Annotated in this window: 14 protein-coding genes; 6 read left to right on the top strand and 8 right to left on the bottom strand. The window is 73.6% G+C overall.

Annotated features, from left to right (window positions below):
• Nucleotides 1-29: 29 nt before the first annotated feature.
• From ACZ2G1_RS15105 to ACZ2G1_RS15080, 6 genes are all read right to left on the bottom strand, one after another.
• The gene (locus tag ACZ2G1_RS15105; protein WP_470377095.1) at nt 30-1,106 is read right to left on the bottom strand and encodes a hypothetical protein; all 1,077 of its coding nucleotides are present in this window, start codon (nt 1,104-1,106) and stop codon (nt 30-32) included.
• Between the two features lie 205 nt (nt 1,107-1,311).
• Complete coding sequence (gene ygiD / locus ACZ2G1_RS15100) at nt 1,312-2,190, bottom strand: 4,5-DOPA-extradiol-dioxygenase (protein ID WP_197722656.1); 879 nt, start codon at nt 2,188-2,190, stop codon at nt 1,312-1,314.
• Nucleotides 2,187-2,966 carry an alpha/beta fold hydrolase gene (locus tag ACZ2G1_RS15095; protein WP_470377094.1) on the bottom strand — a complete coding sequence of 260 codons (780 nt, stop codon included), beginning with the start codon at nt 2,964-2,966 and terminating at the stop codon, nt 2,187-2,189. The genes ygiD and ACZ2G1_RS15095 overlap by 4 nt, the downstream gene beginning before the upstream one ends.
• Nucleotides 2,967-3,023: 57 nt before the next feature.
• The gene (locus ACZ2G1_RS15090; RefSeq protein WP_109243083.1) at nt 3,024-4,247 is read right to left on the bottom strand and encodes an aminotransferase-like domain-containing protein; all 1,224 of its coding nucleotides are present in this window, start codon (nt 4,245-4,247) and stop codon (nt 3,024-3,026) included.
• Nucleotides 4,244-5,311, bottom strand: coding sequence for an agmatinase (gene speB / locus ACZ2G1_RS15085; RefSeq protein WP_470377093.1), 1,068 nt, complete (start codon nt 5,309-5,311; stop codon nt 4,244-4,246). Before speB ends, ACZ2G1_RS15090 begins: the two co-directional genes overlap by 4 nt.
• 82 nt (nt 5,312-5,393) lie before the next feature.
• Entirely contained in the window at nt 5,394-5,960 is a 567-nt protein-coding gene (locus tag ACZ2G1_RS15080) for a helix-turn-helix domain-containing protein (RefSeq protein ID WP_017834812.1), read from the bottom strand.
• A 179-nt stretch (nt 5,961-6,139) separates the two neighbouring features.
• On the opposite strand from ACZ2G1_RS15080, the gene ACZ2G1_RS15075 reads away from it, so the two are divergent.
• From ACZ2G1_RS15075 to ACZ2G1_RS15055, 5 genes are all read left to right on the top strand, one after another.
• On the top strand, nt 6,140-7,600 hold the full coding sequence (locus tag ACZ2G1_RS15075) for a sodium:solute symporter family protein (protein ID WP_115163497.1): 1,461 nt from the start codon (nt 6,140-6,142) through the stop codon (nt 7,598-7,600).
• A complete protein-coding gene (locus ACZ2G1_RS15070; RefSeq protein ID WP_470377092.1) occupies nt 7,597-9,102 on the top strand; it encodes a purine-cytosine permease family protein in 1,506 nt (501 codons plus the stop codon). The genes ACZ2G1_RS15075 and ACZ2G1_RS15070 overlap by 4 nt, the downstream gene beginning before the upstream one ends.
• Nucleotides 9,089-9,745: a cyclase family protein gene (locus ACZ2G1_RS15065; RefSeq protein ID WP_035923266.1), complete on the top strand. Its 657-nt coding sequence runs from the start codon at nt 9,089-9,091 to the stop codon at nt 9,743-9,745. The genes ACZ2G1_RS15070 and ACZ2G1_RS15065 overlap by 14 nt, the downstream gene beginning before the upstream one ends.
• A 107-nt stretch (nt 9,746-9,852) precedes the next feature.
• The gene (locus tag ACZ2G1_RS15060) at nt 9,853-11,274 is read left to right on the top strand and encodes an NAD-dependent succinate-semialdehyde dehydrogenase (protein WP_290467580.1); all 1,422 of its coding nucleotides are present in this window, start codon (nt 9,853-9,855) and stop codon (nt 11,272-11,274) included.
• A gap of 85 nt (nt 11,275-11,359) precedes the next feature.
• Nucleotides 11,360-12,943 carry a thiamine pyrophosphate-binding protein gene (locus ACZ2G1_RS15055; protein ID WP_095651212.1) on the top strand — a complete coding sequence of 528 codons (1,584 nt, stop codon included), beginning with the start codon at nt 11,360-11,362 and terminating at the stop codon, nt 12,941-12,943.
• A gap of 111 nt (nt 12,944-13,054) precedes the next feature.
• On the opposite strand, the gene ACZ2G1_RS15050 is transcribed toward ACZ2G1_RS15055, so the two are convergent.
• Both ACZ2G1_RS15050 and ACZ2G1_RS15045 read right to left on the bottom strand, forming a co-directional pair.
• Nucleotides 13,055-14,038: a cation diffusion facilitator family transporter gene (locus ACZ2G1_RS15050; RefSeq protein WP_470377091.1), complete on the bottom strand. Its 984-nt coding sequence runs from the start codon at nt 14,036-14,038 to the stop codon at nt 13,055-13,057.
• Nucleotides 14,038-14,517: a substrate-binding periplasmic protein gene (locus tag ACZ2G1_RS15045; protein WP_470377090.1), complete on the bottom strand. Its 480-nt coding sequence runs from the start codon at nt 14,515-14,517 to the stop codon at nt 14,038-14,040. Before ACZ2G1_RS15045 ends, ACZ2G1_RS15050 begins: the two co-directional genes overlap by 1 nt.
• A gap of 274 nt (nt 14,518-14,791) precedes the next feature.
• Here ACZ2G1_RS15045 and urtA point away from each other — a divergent pair, with 274 nt between their 5' ends.
• A complete protein-coding gene (urtA, locus tag ACZ2G1_RS15040; protein ID WP_109221325.1) occupies nt 14,792-16,048 on the top strand; it encodes an urea ABC transporter substrate-binding protein in 1,257 nt (418 codons plus the stop codon).
• Nucleotides 16,049-16,063 lie beyond the last annotated feature (15 nt).

Raw genomic sequence — 16,063 nt, 5'->3', positions numbered from 1 at the left:
GGTTGCGGGGGTGACCCGGCCACGCCGGGTCAGTCGTCGTAGGTGTCGGCGAGCCGGCGGCGCTGGTGCTCCCGGCGGCTGTAGGTGGCCTCGCGGATGGCCTCGTCGCTGTCGAAGTTCGAGCCCAGGGCGCCGGCCAGGGTGCCCAGCGACGCGGCGAGCCAGGACAGGTGCAGGTAGTCGAGGAGATCGACGGGATGGCCCAGCTGGGACTCGAGGTAGCCGGCCTCGATCACCGCCAGGCCCACGAGGAGCAGCATCGCCCACAGGAGCACGTACATCAGGGCCACGCTCAGCCACACGGTGATGACGGTGGAGGCGTTGTCCGACCGGGACCGCCAGGGTTCGCCGTCGTCCGCGGAACGGTTCCACAGGCCGTTGTGGAGGATGAGCCAGCCGCTGAGCGCGGCGGTGACCACCACGCTGATCGTGGCCAGCCGGACCGGGGACAGGACGTCGGACATGTTCCAGATGGAGGCGTAGAAGATGCCGAAGGCGCCGGTGGCCGCCGCGGCCGCCACACAGCTGGCCAGGGCCGGCAGCAGGCGCCCGGGCTGGTTGCTCAGGATCATGCCGATCAGCAGCCGCAGCCGGTTCATCCGCCCGGGCAGCACGACGTAGGCCGCGCCTCCCGCCTCCCCCGAGGAGACCTTGCGCGCCGCCGCCCGTCCCAGGGCCCCGTGCACCGCGGACGGCGAAGGGGCGTCCTCGGCGCCGTCCCGGATCGCGCCGACCAGGGCGGCCAGCAGCCGGCAGGTCTTGCGGGAGAAGTGGTCGGCGCCCAGGCCCGGCAGCGAGACCAGCGCCGCGGCGTCGGCCGCGCCGACCTCGCAGAGCAGCGGTTCCCCGTCGTGGACGCGCGGCAGGTCCGTCAGGTACACCACGAAGTCCCACCCGTGCTCCTCGCGCAGCCAGCCGGCCTTGTCCAGCAGCGGGATGTTCCCCTCGGCCGTCAGGGGCAGGGTCTCGCGGCTGACCTCCACCGTCCAGGAGATCTCCGGGCCGGAGCGTTCCGCGAGCGCCCGCGGCAGGTCCTCGGCCACCCGGCGGGCCACCTTCTCCGGCAGCCCCGGATCAGCGAGAACCCCTACGGTCAATGACTGCACATGGCCTCCTCCCCCGAGCGCACGGCACGTGGTGCCGCGGCCTCGGAGGCTGCCCCGCGGAGCAGCTCGACGTCGTCCCCCGAGCTTAGCCATCGGCAGACCGGCGACCGGACGGAACCGGTGGGGCGCCGGTGCGCGAGGAGCCGGCCGCCGTTGCGGAGCCCCCGCGTCCACCGGACAGGTCGCCGGCCCCGGGCCTCCGGGCTCAGATGTTGGAGGCGTCCGGAGGAAGGTCGGCCGGCGGCCGGGAGGACCCGCCCGCACCGGCCGACTGGGGGCAGTCCATGCCCAGGGTGTAGGCGGTCATCGACAGCGAGCCGTAGGAGTACCCGTCGACGAGCACCGCGGTGTCCGCGGAGCCGGCGGCCCCGGCGAGCCCGGCCAGGTACAGGGACGGGATGAAGTGGTCGGGGGTGGGCACGGCCAGGTCCCAGTCGCGGTGGGTGTCCAGGGCTGCCAGCTCGGTGGGGTCGGTGAGGAGGCGCTCCTTGGCGTCCTCGTTGAAGCGCCGCGCCCAGTCGTAGCCGTCGTCGGTGCGCGTCCAGTCCATCCCGCCCAGGTTGTGCACGATGTTGCCGCTGGTGACGATCAGCACGCCCGCCTCCCGCAGGGGCGCCAGCCGGGCCCCGAGGTCCAGGTGGTAGCCCAGGGGCTTGTCGGCGTTGATGCTCATCTGCAGCACCGGGACCGAGGCGTCCGGGAAGGCGTGGGTGAGCACGGACCAGGTGCCGTGGTCGATCCCCCAGCTGTCGACGTCGGCGCCGATCCAGGTGGGGTGGACGGTGTCGCTGATCTCCTCGACCAGGCCCGGCAGCCCGGGGGCGGGGTACTGCACGTCGAAGAGCTCCTGCGGGAAGCCGTAGAAGTCGTGGATGGTGCGCGGGGCCGGCATCGCGGTGACCGCGGTGGCGTTGATGTACCAGTGGGCGCTCACCACCAGGATCGCCCGGGGCCGCGGCACCGAGGCCCCGAACGCCCGCCAGGCGGAGGTGTACCGGTTGACCTCCAGGGCGTTCATCGGGTTGCCGTGCCCGAAGAACGCCGCCGGCATCACGACGCCCGCGCCGGGGCTCTGCGTGCTCATTGCGCCTCCTCGGCGCCGGCCCCCAGGGAGCGGCGCCGTCTCGGGGCGAACGTGGCCGGCTTGTCGGCGGCGTGGAAGTCGGTGATCAGGCGCGCGCACAGCTGCGGCTTCTCGACCAGCACGCCGTGGGAGGCGTGCGGGACCACGGCCAGCTCCCCGTGGGGCAGAGCGCGGTACGCGGCCACGGCGTGCTCGAGCCGCACCTCGTCGTCGTCGCCGACGAGCACCAGGACGGGGAGGTCGAGGCCCGCCAGGTCCGCGTCCGGGAAGACCGGTCCCTCCTCGTGCATCCGCCGCAGCTTCGCCGCGACCTCGCCGTAGTGCTCGCGCCCGTCGGGGGAGACCTCCGCGTAGGCGTCGACCATGAAGGCCGGCACCTCCGCCTCGCCCGCCAGGACGCCGGGCTCCCACCCGTCGCGGTGGTGCACCCCCGCCGCCAGCACCAGGTCCCGGACCAGGTCGGGACGGCGCAGCGCCACGGTCAGGGCGACGACGGCGCCGTCGCTGTACCCCAGCAGGTGCACCGGGGCGCCGGCCTCCTCCTCGAGGAAGGCGATCGTGTCCTCGGCCATCGCCGCGTAGGAGAGCGGGCCCTCCCGGTCGGGGGTGCGGCCGTGCGCGCGCTGATCGGGGGTGATCACCCGGTACCGGCCGGCCAGTTCCGCGACCAGCGGGTCCAGGGCCCGGGAGTCCGTGCCCCCGGGGTGCAGCAGGACGAACTCCGGCCCGCTCCCCCGGGCGCGGGACCACAGTCCCCCGGCCCGCTCCTCGCTCATGTGGTCAGTATCGCCCCTCCCGGGGACACCGCACCAGCTCCGGGGCGGCGCCGCAGGTCAGTCGCGCAGCATCTCCCCCACCCGCCGGACCCCTTCGGTGATGTCCTCCGGCGAGGCCGCGGAGTAGGCGAGGCGCAGGCTCGTGGAGGCGCGCCCGTCCGCGTAGCAGGCGCCGCCGGGCACCAGCACCACGCCGTGCCCGATGGCCCGGCCCAGGAGGTCCCCGTGGTCGAGGGCCGGGTCCAGGTCCAGCCACGTGAAGAAGCCGCCGGCGGGACGCGTCCAGCGCACCCCCTCGGGCATGAACCGCTCGAGGGCGGTCATCATGGCGGCGCAGCGCGCGCGGTACAGGTCCACCGCTCGGTCCAGGGCGGGCCGCCAGTGCTCGCTGGCCACGTACTCGGCGGCGAGCTCCTGGCCGAGCACGGACGGGTGGATGGTCACGGCCTCGGCCGCGATCTGCAGCCGGGCCCGCACCGCCGGCGCCGCCGCAATCCAGCCGACCCGCAGCCCGGGCGAGAAGATCTTGGAGAAGCTGCCCAGGTGGATCACGGTGCCCGGGTCCAGCGAGTACAGGGACGGGAGCCGGTGGGCGCGGTCGAAGCCGAGCAGCGCGTACGGGTCGTCCTCGAGGATGAGCACCCCGCGCTCGGCGCAGACCTCCACGAGCCGGCGGCGCCGCTCCTCGGTGAGGGTCACCCCGGTGGGGTTGTGGAAGTTCGGGATGGTGTAGACGAACTTCACGCTCCGGCCGGCGGCCCGCAGCCCGTCGATCCGCCCGGCGACCGCCTCGGGGTCCAGTCCGTCGTCGTCGACGTCCACGTGGGCGACCTCGACCTCGTAGCTGCCGAACACGCCGAGGGCCCCCACGTAGGTGGGGCCCTCGGCCACGACCACGTCCCCCGGGTCGCAGAACAGCTTGGTCACGAGGTCGAGACCCGCCTGGGACCCGGCGGTGATCTGGATCGTGTCGGGCGTGGTCTCCGCGCCCTGCAGGCGCATGAGCTCCACGACCAGCCCCGGCAGGCGCCCGATCCCGGCCCCGGAGCCGTACTGGAGCACCTCGGGGCCGCGCTCGGCGAGGATCCGCGCCGACATCGCGGCCACCACGTCGTGCGGGAGCACGCTCATGTCCGGATTGCCGCCGGCCAGGGAGATGATCCCGGGGCGCATCGCGATCTCGAACACGGCCCGGACCGGGGAGGGCCGGAACTCCTCGGAGCGGTGGGCGAACAGCGAGGTGTGGTCGGGCCGGGGGGTCACGGCCGCGCCCCCGGTCACCGGTCCTCCCCCGCCGGGGCCTGCGCCGGGACGGCGTCCCCGTAGACGTGCCCGGCCAGCCCGTAGGCGGGTCCGCCCGGCGCCGCGCCGGGTCCCAGCGCGAGGAGGCTGATGAGCTCGTAGGCCACGTGGGCGGCCGCCACCCCGGTGATCTCGGCGTGGTCGTAGGCCGGGGCGACCTCGACGACGTCGCAGCCGACCACGTTCGTCCCGCGCAGCCCGCGCAGGATCTCGAGCACCTCCCGGCTGGTCATGCCGCCGGCCTCGGGGGTCCCGGTGCCGGGGGCGTGGGCCGGGTCCAGCACGTCGATGTCCAGCGAGACGTAGAGCGGGCGGTCGCCGACGCGCTCGCGCAGGTGCGCGACGACGGCGTCCACCCCCAGCCGCATGACGTCGGCGGAGGAGACGATGCCGAAGCCGAAGCGGGCGTCGTCGTCGAGGTCCTCGGTGCCGTAGAGCGGCCCGCGGGTGCCGACGTGGCACACGGCGTCCGTGTCGAGCAGGCCCTCCTCGAACGCGCGCCGGAAGGGGGTGCCGTGGGTGTACTCGGCACCGAAGTAGGTGTCCCAGGTGTCCAGGTGGGCGTCGAAGTGCAGCAGCGCGACCTCGCCGTAGCGCGCGTGGGCGGCGCGCAGCAGCGGCAGGGCGATGGTGTGGTCGCCGCCGATCGCCACGAGCCGGGTGTCCTCGCCCATGAGCTCCTTGGCCTGGGCCTCGATGGAGGCGATCGCCTCGGCGATGTCGAAGGGGTTGGCCACGATGTCCCCGGCGTCGGCGACCTGCGCCCCGGCGAACGGCGAGACGTTCTGCGCGGGGTTGTAGGGGCGCAGCAGGCGCGAGGACTCCCGGACGTGGTTGGCCCCGAACCGGGCGCCGGGCCGGTAGGAGACGCCGGCGTCGAACGGCACGCCCACCACCGCGATGTCCGTGTGCTCGACCTCGTCCGTGCGCGGCAGGCGGGCGAACGTGCCCAGGCCGGCCCAGCGCGGGGTCAGGGCGGCGTTGACGGGTCCGACGACGGGGGTGCCGTCCGGGGTGGTGCCGGTGATGCGCTCGGGGTTCATGGTGTGCGGTCCTCTCGGTGGATGCTGACACGGGTGCTGACAGGCGTGCTGGCGGGGGTGGCGGACGGGCCGGGCGGGGGGCTCACGAGCCGAGGATCCACAGCAGCACGGCGTCCTCGGTGCCGGGGTTCTCCCAGGTGTGCGGTTCGGAGCCGGGGAAGGTGACGGTGTCCCCGGCCGCCAGGTCGAAGGTGCGGTCCGGGACGTGGAGCCGGAACCGGCCGCTGATCAGGTGCAGCACCTCGGTCTCGCAGTCCATGCTGTACATCGCGTCCTCGCCCCGGCCCCCGGCGGCCACGCGGGCCCGGATGACCTGGACCTGGCGCTGGGCCGACGGCGTGACGAGCTGCTCCTCGATGCCCTCGCCGCCGAGGTCGATGTGCGGGGCGTCCTCGAGCCGGACCAGCTCCACGTCGGCGGGCCCGGCGAAGAGCGCGCCCACGTCGATCCGCAGCACCTGGCACATCCGCACCAGGGAGTCCACGGACGGGGAGGTGATGTCCCGCTCCACCCGGCTGACGAAGCCCTTGGTGAGGCCCGCGGCGGAGGCGAGCTGGTCGATGGTCATGTGGCTGCGCCGCCGGTGGTTGCGCAGCCGCGACCCCACGGCGGCGGTGTGCCCGGAGCTCTCGATGGGCAGTGCTTTCACGACGACGACGCCTCCTCCCGGACGGTTTTACCCGCCCGTCACGACCCGGACCCGTTCCCAAAACATGATCTGCATCATACTATGTGGGACAACTTTTGTTTCTTGTAGAGCAACCCCGTTCCGGGGAGGCTCCCGATCGACCCCGTGGGCGCCCGCGCCCCGAGGAAGCAGCGACACCCATGAACGTGCTGATCATCGTGCTGTACCTGGTCGCCATGGTGGCGGTCGGGCTCTGGGCCAGCCGCCGGGCCCACGACGCCGAGGACTACCGGGTGGCCGGCCGCCGCCTGGGCCCCGGCTTCTACACCGGGACGATGGCCGCGGTGGTCCTCGGCGGCGCGTCCACCGTGGGCGGGGTGGGCCTCGGCTACACCTACGGCATCTCCGGGATGTGGCTGGTGGTGGCGATCGCCACCGGCCTGGCCGCGCTGAGCCTGTTCTTCGCCGGCCGCATCCAGTCCCTCAAGGTGTTCACCGTCTCCCAGATGCTGCAGCTGCGCTACGGCGAGCGCGGCGGGGCCAAGGCGTCCTCGTTCGTGATGCTGGCCTACACCGTGATGCTCTCGGTGACCTCCACCTCCGCGTACGCCGCGATCTTCTCGGTCCTCTTCCCGCTCGACCGGTCGTGGGCGATCCTGCTCGGCGGCGTGGTGGTCGTGGCCTACTCCGTGCTCGGCGGGATGTGGTCGATCACGCTCACCGACATGATGCAGTTCGTGTTCATGACGGTCGGCATCTTCCTGGTGCTGCTGCCGTTCTCCCTCTCCGCGGCGGGCGGCTGGACCGGGCTCGAGGACCGGCTGGACGCCACGTTCTTCACCTGGGACGGCATGGGCACGCAGGCGATCGTCACCCAGTTCGTGGTCTACGGCTTCGGCATGCTGATCGGCCAGGACATCTGGCAGCGCGTCTTCACCGCCCGCTCCCCGCAGGTCGCCCGCTGGGGCGGGCTCGCCTCCGCGGCCTACGTGGCGCTCTACGGCGTGGCCGGGGCCGTCATCGGGATGACGGCCGCCGCCGTGGCCCCGGACCTCTCCTCCCCGGACGACGCGTTCGCCACGATGGCGCAGCAGTACGTCCCGGCCGGGCTCGGCGGGGTCGTGCTCGCGGCCGGGGTCGCCGCCATGATGTCCACGGCCTCGGGCGCGCTCATCGCCGCGGCCACGGTGGCCCGCGTCGACGTCGTGCCGACCCTGAGGTCCCTGCTCACCCGGCACGCGGCCCCCGCCCCGGAGGGCACCGCCGAGGCGCTGCGCGGGGACCGGCTCTACGTGCTCGTCTTCGGCGTGGTGATCACGGTGATCTCGATCTTCGTCTCGGACACCGTCACCGCCCTGACCATCGCCTACGACATCCTGGTGGGCGGCCTGCTCGTCGCCATCCTCGGCGGGCTCCTGTGGCGGCGGGGGACGAGCCTCGGCGCGGCCCTGTCCATGCTCGTCGGGTCCGTGGTGACCGTGGCGTCCATGGCGGTCTTCGGCGTGCTGGCCAACGCCCCCATCTACCTGGGACTGGCGAGCTCCGCGCTGGTCTACGTGGTGGTCTCGCTGCTGTCCCGCCCCACGCACGCCGGGGTGCTGCGGCAGTGGAACGAGCGCCTCGCGGGCTCCGGCGCCGACCGCGCGGAGGCCCGCCCGTGAGCGCCTGGTCCCGGCTCTCGGACCACCTGGACGAGAACTCCGAGGGCTACGGCCCGCTGCGCGGCACGCTGGGCGCGGGCCGGATCGGGATGATCTGGCTCGCGGCGAACCTGGTGGTGACCACCCTGCTGACGGGGACGCTGTTCGTGCCCGGGGTGTCCTGGCCCACGGCCCTGGCCATGATCGTCCTGGGCACGCTGATCGGCGGGGCGGTGCTGGTGCTCGTGGGGAACATGGGCACCCGCACCGGTCTCGCCACCATGTCCCTGACCAAGGGCTCCTTCGGCCTGCGCGGGTCCTTCCTGCCGGTGGCCGCGAACGTGGTCATCCTCATGGGCTGGAGCTGGGTGCAGGCGATGCTCGCCGGCGTCACCGTGAACTTCCTCGTGGCGCAGGCGACCGGCTACTCGAACCCGGTGCTGTTCTCGGTGCTCTGCCAGGCGCTGGTCGTGGCGCTGGCCGTCCTCGGCCACGAGGGCATCGCCCGGGTGGAGCCGTGGCTGGCTGTGGTGATCCTGGGCATCATGGCCTGGGTGTTCACGGTGGCGTTCACGTCCTACCCCGTGGCCGACTTCGCCGCCCTGCCCGTGGACCCCGGGGCGGGCTGGTCCCCCATCGCGGTCCTCGACGTCGTCATCGCCACGGCCATCTCCTGGACCGTGCTCTCCGCGGAGTTCAACCGGCTCGCCCGCCGGCAGTCCGCGGGCATGATCGGCTCCGGTGCGGGGTACGTCCTGTCCACGGTCGCGGCCATGAGCCTCGGGGCCACCGCCGTCGCCTACGTGGTGCTCGACGGCGGGGAGGCGGTCGGGTTCGACCCGACGGTGCTCGTCGCCGCCTTCGGCGCGCCCCTGGCGGTGGTGGTCTTCCTGTCGGTGATGGCCACCAACACCATGGTCGTCTACGGCATGGTCTCCTCGGTGGTGAACCTCACGCCCTCGCGGAGGCTGCGGTTCCTGCCCACGGCGCTCGTACTGGGGGCCGTGTCGGTCCTCGGGTCCACCCGGCTGGGCCTGCTGGACCAGTTCACCGAGTTCCTGGTGCTGATCGGCTCGCTGTTCATCCCCGTCTTCGCGATCATGCTGGTGGACTACTACATGGTCCAGCGCGGCGCCTACGCGGCGGACATCCTGCGCGGGCGCGGCGGCCGGTACTGGTACCGGGGCGGGGTCAACCCCGCCGCCGTGGCGGTGTGGGCCGTCGGCGCGGTCTGCTCGCTGGTGCTCACCTACGTGCTGCCGAGCCCCGTGGGCGCGACCATTCCCACGTTCGCCCTCTCCGCGGCGCTCTACCTGCTCTGGGCCCTGGCGGCGAAGCGGATCGTGCCGGGCCGGCCGGTCCAGCGACACCTCGCCGAGGCGGGGAGGACCGGGACGGACGGGGCCGGGGCGCGGGACGGGGCCGCCGCGCCCGAGCGGACCGGCGGACCCTGCACGGTCGGCACTGTCGGCACTGTCGGCGCGGCCGGCAGGCCGGAGGAGGCCGCCGATGCGCCTCGTTGACCTGAGCCACCCCGTGGAGGCCGGCATGCAGGTCTTCCCGGGGGACCCGGCCGTGGACTCCCGGCTCGCGGCGTCCGTCCCGCGGGACGGCTTCCAAGTGGCCGAGCTGCACCTGGGCACGCACAGCGGCACGCACGTGGACGCCCCGCTGCACACCGTGGACGGCGGCTCGCCCGTGGACGAGCTCGACCTCGCCCGCCTGGTGGGACCGGCGCGCATCGTGCACGTGCCGGACCTCCGGGGGCACGAGGTGATCCGCTGGGCGCACGTCCGCGCGCAGCTGGAGGACGTGCGGGCCGGCACGATCGTGCTGTTCCGCACCGACTGGTCCCGGCACTTCGGCACCCCGCGCTACCTGGCGCACCCGGTGCTGGACGTGGAGATCGCCGAGCGCCTGCTGTCCGCGGGCGTGCACGTGCTCGGCACGGACACCCTCAACCCGGACCGCACCCCGGACGCCGGCGCGTCCGGCCCGCCCGAGCTGCCGGTGCACGCGGCGGTCCTCGGGGCGGGCGGGGCGATCGTCGAGAACCTGACGAACCTGCACGCCGTCGACTGGCGGGACCCGCTGGTGAGCGTCCTGCCGCTGCGGCTGCGCGGACTGGACGGCTCCCCGGTGCGGGCGGTGGCGATGCAGCCGTGAGCCCCGCGCCGCCGCTGCCCGGTCCCCGCCCCGGGACCACGACGCCACCGACGCCGACGCCGCCGCCGACGACGACGACATCCGATCACTCCCGAGGAGACCCCGCCATGACCGCCGACGCCCGATCCACCGCCCATTCCGCCTACCGGTCCGTCAACCCGGCGACCGGCCGGGTCCTGGCCGAGCACCCGACCGCCACCGATGCCCAGGTGCAGGAGGCCCTGGCCGGCGCCGACGCCGCGTTCCGCGCCTGGCGGACCCTGCCGATCGAGGAGCGGGCGGCCGTCGCGGCCCGCGTCGGGACGCTGTTCGCCGAACGGGTCGAGGAGCTGGCCGCCGTCATCACCGAGGAGATGGGCAAGCCGCTCGCCGAGGCCCGGGACGAGGTCGCGTTCTGTGCCGAGATCTTCGCGTACTTCGCCGAGCAGGGCCCGGCCCTGGCCGCCGACCAGCCCATCACGGCCTCCGGCGGCGGCCGGGCGGTGGTCCAGAAGCGCCCCGTGGGGGTGCTGCTGGGGATCATGCCGTGGAACTACCCCTACTACCAGGTGGCCCGCTTCGCCGCCCCCAACCTGGTGCTGGGCAACACGATCCTGCTCAAGCACGCCGAGTCCTGCCCCCGGGCGGCCCTGGCCCTCCAGCAGCTCATGGACGACGCCGGGGTGCCGGCCGGCGCCTACGCCAACGTCTTCGCGAGCCACGACCAGGTCGCGGACATCATCGCCGACCCGCGGGTCCAGGGGGTGTCCCTGACCGGGTCCGAGCGGGCAGGGGCGAAGGTCGCCGAGATCGCCGGGCGGAACCTGAAGAAGGTCGTCCTCGAGCTCGGCGGCTCCGACCCCTACGTGGTGCTGGACACCGACGACGTGCGCGAGTCCGCCCGCGCGGCCTTCGCCACCCGGATGGGCAACACGGGCCAGGCGTGCAACTCCAACAAGCGCATGATCGTCATGGCGGACCTCTACGACGAGTTCGTGGCCGAGCTGACCCGCCAGGCCGAGGCGCTGACCCCGGGCGACCCGGCCGAGGCCGCCCCCGGGACCTTCGCCCCCCTGTCCTCCCGGGCCGCGGCCGAGGGACTGGCCCGCCAGATCCGGGCCGCCGTGGACGCCGGCGCCACCCTGCACGCCGGCGGGCGGCTGCTCGAGGGCCCGGGCGCGTACCTGGAGCCGGCCGTGCTCACCGGGATCACCCCGGACATGGCCGCGCACCACGAGGAGCTCTTCGGCCCCGTGGCCGTGGTCTATCGGGTGGCCGACGACGCGGAGGCGCTCGCCCTGGCCAACGACACCCCCTACGGGCTCGGCGGGGCGGTCTTCAGCACGGACCCCGAGCGGGCGCGCCGGCTCGCCGAGGGCCTGGACGCGGGCATGGCCGCCGTCAACGCCGCCGAGGCCGAGGGCGCCGAGATGCCCTTCGGCGGGGTCAAGCGCTCCGGCTACGGCCGGGAGCTGGGCCCGCTGGGCATGGACGAGTTCGTCAACAAGCGCCTGCTCTACGTCAAGGACCGGCCCGCCGGGGAGGGCTGACCGCCGGCGTCCGCCGCACGTCCCGCCCTGCTCCGCCCGCTCCACCCGCCCCGCACCACCCGCCCCACCCCTTGGAGGACCGCTCATGACCGCCCGCAGGACCACCGCCCGTGCCGTGCTGGAGACGCTCCGGGGCTACGGCGTCGACACCGTCTTCGGCATCCCCGGGACCCACTCGCTCGAGTTCTACCGCCCGCTGCGCGAGCTGGGCATCCGGGCGGTCACCACCCGCCACGAGCAGGGCGCCGCGTACGGCGCCGACGGGTGGAGCCAGGTCTCCGGGCTGCCGGGCGTCGTCATCACCACGTCCGGGCCGGGCCTGCTCAACTCGCTGTCCGGGGCGGCCACGGCCTACGCCGAGTCCCGCCCGATGATCATCCTGTCCCCCGGCCGTCCGGTGGGCCACGACTTCCGGGACATCGGCTCGCTGCACGAGACGAAGAACCCGTCCGCGGCCGTGGACGCGATCGTCGGCCGCAGCCGCCGGGTCACCAGCGGGGCCGAGGCCGTGACCATGGTCCACGACGCCTTCCGGGACTTCGCCCACTCCCGCCCCCGGCCGGTGCACATCGAGATCCCGCTGGACGTCCTGGAGGCGGAGCTCGACTACACCGACCGGCAGGTGGCCCCGCGCCGGCTCGGCGCCCCGCAGCCGGCGCCGGTCGACGACGTGCGCCGCGCCGCCGAGGTGCTGCGGGACGCCGAGCACCCTGTCATCCTCGCGGGCGGCGGCTCGCTGGCCGCCGGCGCGCGGCTGCTCGAGCTCGCCGAGCTGCTCGAGGCGCCGGTCATCACCACGACCAACGGCAAGGGCGCGATCCCCGAGCGGCACCGCCTCTCGCTGGGCGCCGACCTGCGCCTGTCCACCGCACACGAGTTCCTGCGCTCCGCCGACGCCCTGCTGGTGATCGGCTCGAAGGTGGGCGAGGCCGAGCTGTGGGGCGGGGACATCACGCCGCGGGGCCCGGTCGTGCGCGTGGACATCATGCGGGACCAGATGCTGTGCAACCTGGACCCGGACATCGAGCTGCCCGGCCACTCCGCGGCCGTGGTCCCGCAGCTCCTCGAGGCGATCGGCCCGCTCGCCCCGCGCCCCCCGCGCGACCTCACCGAGGTCTTCGCCCGGCTCGACGACGAGGGCCGCCGCACCGCGCCCGAGCTCGCGGCGCTCAACGAGACGATCATGGCGGTGGTGCCCGAGGACACGATCATCGGCGGCGACTCCTCCCAGGTCACCTACCTGGGCTCCACCACGTTCTTCCGCGCCCAGCTCCCGCACTCCCTGCTCTACATGGGGACCTACGCGACCCTGGGCTACGGCCTGCCCGCCTCGATCGGGGCGAAGCTCGCCGCCCCGCACCGGCCCGTGCTGTGCCTCGTGGGCGACGGCGCCCTGATGTTCTCGATCCAGGAGCTGATGACCGCCGTGGAGCTCGGCGTGGACCTGCCGATCGTGTGCGTGGACAACGGCGGCTACGGCGAGATCCGGCAGAACATGACCGACCGGGACATCGACCCGCTCGCCGTGGACCTGCGGCAGCCGGACTGGCCCGCGCTCGCGGAGGCCTTCGGCGCGGTCGGGTTCGAGGCCACCCCGGAGAACCTGGCCGAGAAGGTCGTCGAGGCGCTCGCGGTCGAGGGGCCGAGCCTGGTGCACCTGAAGATCTGACCCCGCCGGGGGTCCAGTTCCACCCACATCCCTGCCGAGGGGTTGCCTCCTGTCGGAACACAGCCCGGATGGCCTCGGGACGAGACCCCTCGCGCAGGGGCAGGGATCGCGTCAGCGCGGGACCTGGTCCTCCGACAGCTCCGTCACGGGGGCGAGCACGACGTCCTCGATCTTCCAGTCCAGGTCCGCGCAGCGCTTCCGGGCGGCCGCGAGCTGCCCGAGCGTCGGGACGACCCCTTCGGCCGGGACCACGAAGGCCTCCACGTGGAAGACGTGGCCCTCGTCCCGGACCCGCACGCCCACGTCCTGCACCCACGGCTGCTGGCGCAGCACCGTCTCCACGTCCTGGACGAGCGGGTGGGGCGCGGCGTCGTCGTAGGTGGTCGGGCGGGAGTCCACGAGGTCGGCGACGGCCCCCTTGAGGTTCGTGGCCCCGTCCTTGAGGATCGACGTGGAGACCACGAGCGCCGCGACCGCGTCCGCCCACCACAGGCCCATCCCGATGCCCAGCACACCGAGCGCCGTGGCCAGGCCGGTCATCCAGTCCGCCTTGTTCATGTCGGCGTCGGCGTAGAGCACCTTGTCGTGGAGCTCCTCCGCGAGCTTCATCTTCATCCGGCCCAGGATCACGGGCGGGATGCTGGTGAGCGTCATCGCCGCCACCATCAGCCACCCGGACCACACCGGCGTGCCGAACAGGCTCGTGACCCCGATCGGGGGCCGCTCGCCCCGCAGGAGCCCGGAGCCGGAGTCGACCACGAGGAACGCGCCCATCGCCAGGAGCGCGACCGCCGCCACGAGGTGGCCCACGCCCACGGAGCGGTGGTAGCCGTAGGGGTGGCGGGGCGTAGGGCGCCGGCCGGCGACGCGGACCGCCACGAGGAAGGCGAGGGGCGGCAGGAACGAGAGCGAGTCCTCGATCCAGGCGACCTTCATGGCCTGGGACTGCCCGGCCACGAGCGCCACGACGGCCACGGTCACGGCGAGCACCCCGAGGGTGATCTTCTCCAGGCGCACCGCACGCGCCAGGGTGCGCGCCTGGGCGCCGGTGAGCTCGGTGGACCCGAACCGGGCCTTCGCCCCGGACTGCGACATCACCCCTCCTCCCGTTCCACCAGGAACGTCTCGAGCTCGGTGAGGAAGCCGTTCTCCCCCAGCCGGGTGGCCAGCACGATTTTCTCGGTGCGGCCGTCCCCCGTCTCGATCTCCGTGTGCGGGCGGGTCAGCGCGGCGTGCTTCTCCCAGGGGGACGTCTCGGTGAGGCCTGCGACGACGACGTCGAGGTCGCCGCCCTCGAGCGAGCGGATCAGGTCGCTCTCGGCGCCGGAGGTCCAGACGACCTCGGCGTCGATTCGCTCGGCGAACTCCTCGACCAGCTCGACCTCCACCCCCGAGGGACGGCCGCTGTCGGCGACCTCCGTCCAGGGCGGGCTCTCCGAGACCCCGGCCCGCAGCTCACCGCCGCGCACCCGGTCGAGGGTGCCCTCCGGGTCCTTCGGGAACCCGGAGCCGCACCCCGTGACCAGGGCCGCGGCCAGCACCGCCACCGCGAGCGGGCGCACCGAGGGGGACATCGCCGCACGACCTTTCCAACCACCGGGGCGGTCCCGGCGGACCGCGCTCTCCATCGGTCCCGAGCATACGGAGTTGCGTCGGACGGCGCCGCTGCGGGACCGGGCGACACACGCCCGAAACCGGGCGCCGCGTCCGACATCGCCGGGAAACCTCTGCGCCGCACCCCGGAAATCCCGGCTGGCTAGCGTCGCTCCCATCCCGGCGGACCGGGTCCCGCCCCGCGCAGGACCACCGCCCGGCACCCAGCGACTCCTCCCCGGAAAGCAGGACGGCATGACGGTCCCCGCACGGCGCGCTCTGATCCCGGCCCTCGTGGCGGCCACGCTCCTCACGGGGTGCGGCGCGAAGTACGACCCGCAGCCGAGCGCGCAGGCCGCCCAGGCGCCGTCGAGCTCGTGCGTGGACACCTCCGGGGACAGCGTGAAGGTGGGGCTGCTCAACTCCCTCTCGGGCACGATGGCCGTGAGCGAGACGACCGTCAACCGCTCCCTGAACCTGGCGATCGAGGAGATCAACGCCGACGGCGGGGTGCTCGGCAAGGAGCTGGACCCCGTCACCGAGGACGGCGCGAGCGAGCCGACGGTGTTCGCGGAGAAGGCCGCCAAGCTGATCCGGCAGGACTGCGTGGCCGCGGTGTTCGGCGGCTGGACCTCCGCGAGCCGCAAGGCCATGCTCCCGGTCTTCGAGGCCCAGGACTCGCTGCTGTTCTACCCGGTGCAGTACGAGGGGCTCGAGGCCTCCCCCAACATCTTCTACACCGGGGCCACCACCAACCAGCAGATCGTCCCGGCCCTCGACCACCTGCGGGAGCAGGGGCACCGGCGGATCTTCCTGGTCGGCAGCGACTACGTCTTCCCCCGCACGGCGAACCGGATCATCAACGCCTACGCCGCGGCCCACGGCATGGAGGTGGTGGGCGAGGAGTACGTGCCCATGGGCTCGACCGAGTTCTCGACCATCGTCAACAAGCTCCTGGCCTCGGACGCCGACGCGGTGTTCAACACCCTCAACGGCGACTCCAACGTGGCGTTCTTCCGCCAGTACTCCTCCGTGGGCCTCGAGGCCGGCGAGGTGCCCGTGGTGTCCGTGTCGGTCGCGGAGGAGGAGGTCCCCGGCATCGGCGTGGAGAACATCGCCGGCCAGCTGACCTCCTGGAACTACTACCAGACCGTCGACACCCCCGAGAACGAGCGGTTCGTGCGGGCGTTCCAGGACCGGTACGGCGGCGGGCGGGTCACCAGCGACCCCATGGAGGCCGCCTACACGTCCGTGCACCTGTGGCGGGCGATGGTCGAGAAGGCCGGGTCCTTCGACGTCGACGCCGTGCGCGAGGCCGCCGACGGGACCGTGGTCGAGGCCCCCGAGGGCACCGTCGAGGTGGACGGGGAGACCCAGCACATCACCAAGACCCCGCGCATCGGCCGGATCCGCGAGGACGGGCTGATCGAGACCGTCGAGGAGGCCGCCGAGCCGGTGGTCCCCGACCCGTTCCTGACCGGCTACGACTGGGCCGACGGCGTCTCCGGCTGAGCCGCCCCGCCACCG

This window comes from Kocuria sp. KKT182 (genome assembly GCF_055635395.1).
The sequence above is the reverse complement of the archived record's forward strand: the minus strand, read 5'-3'. Positions and strand labels throughout refer to the sequence as shown.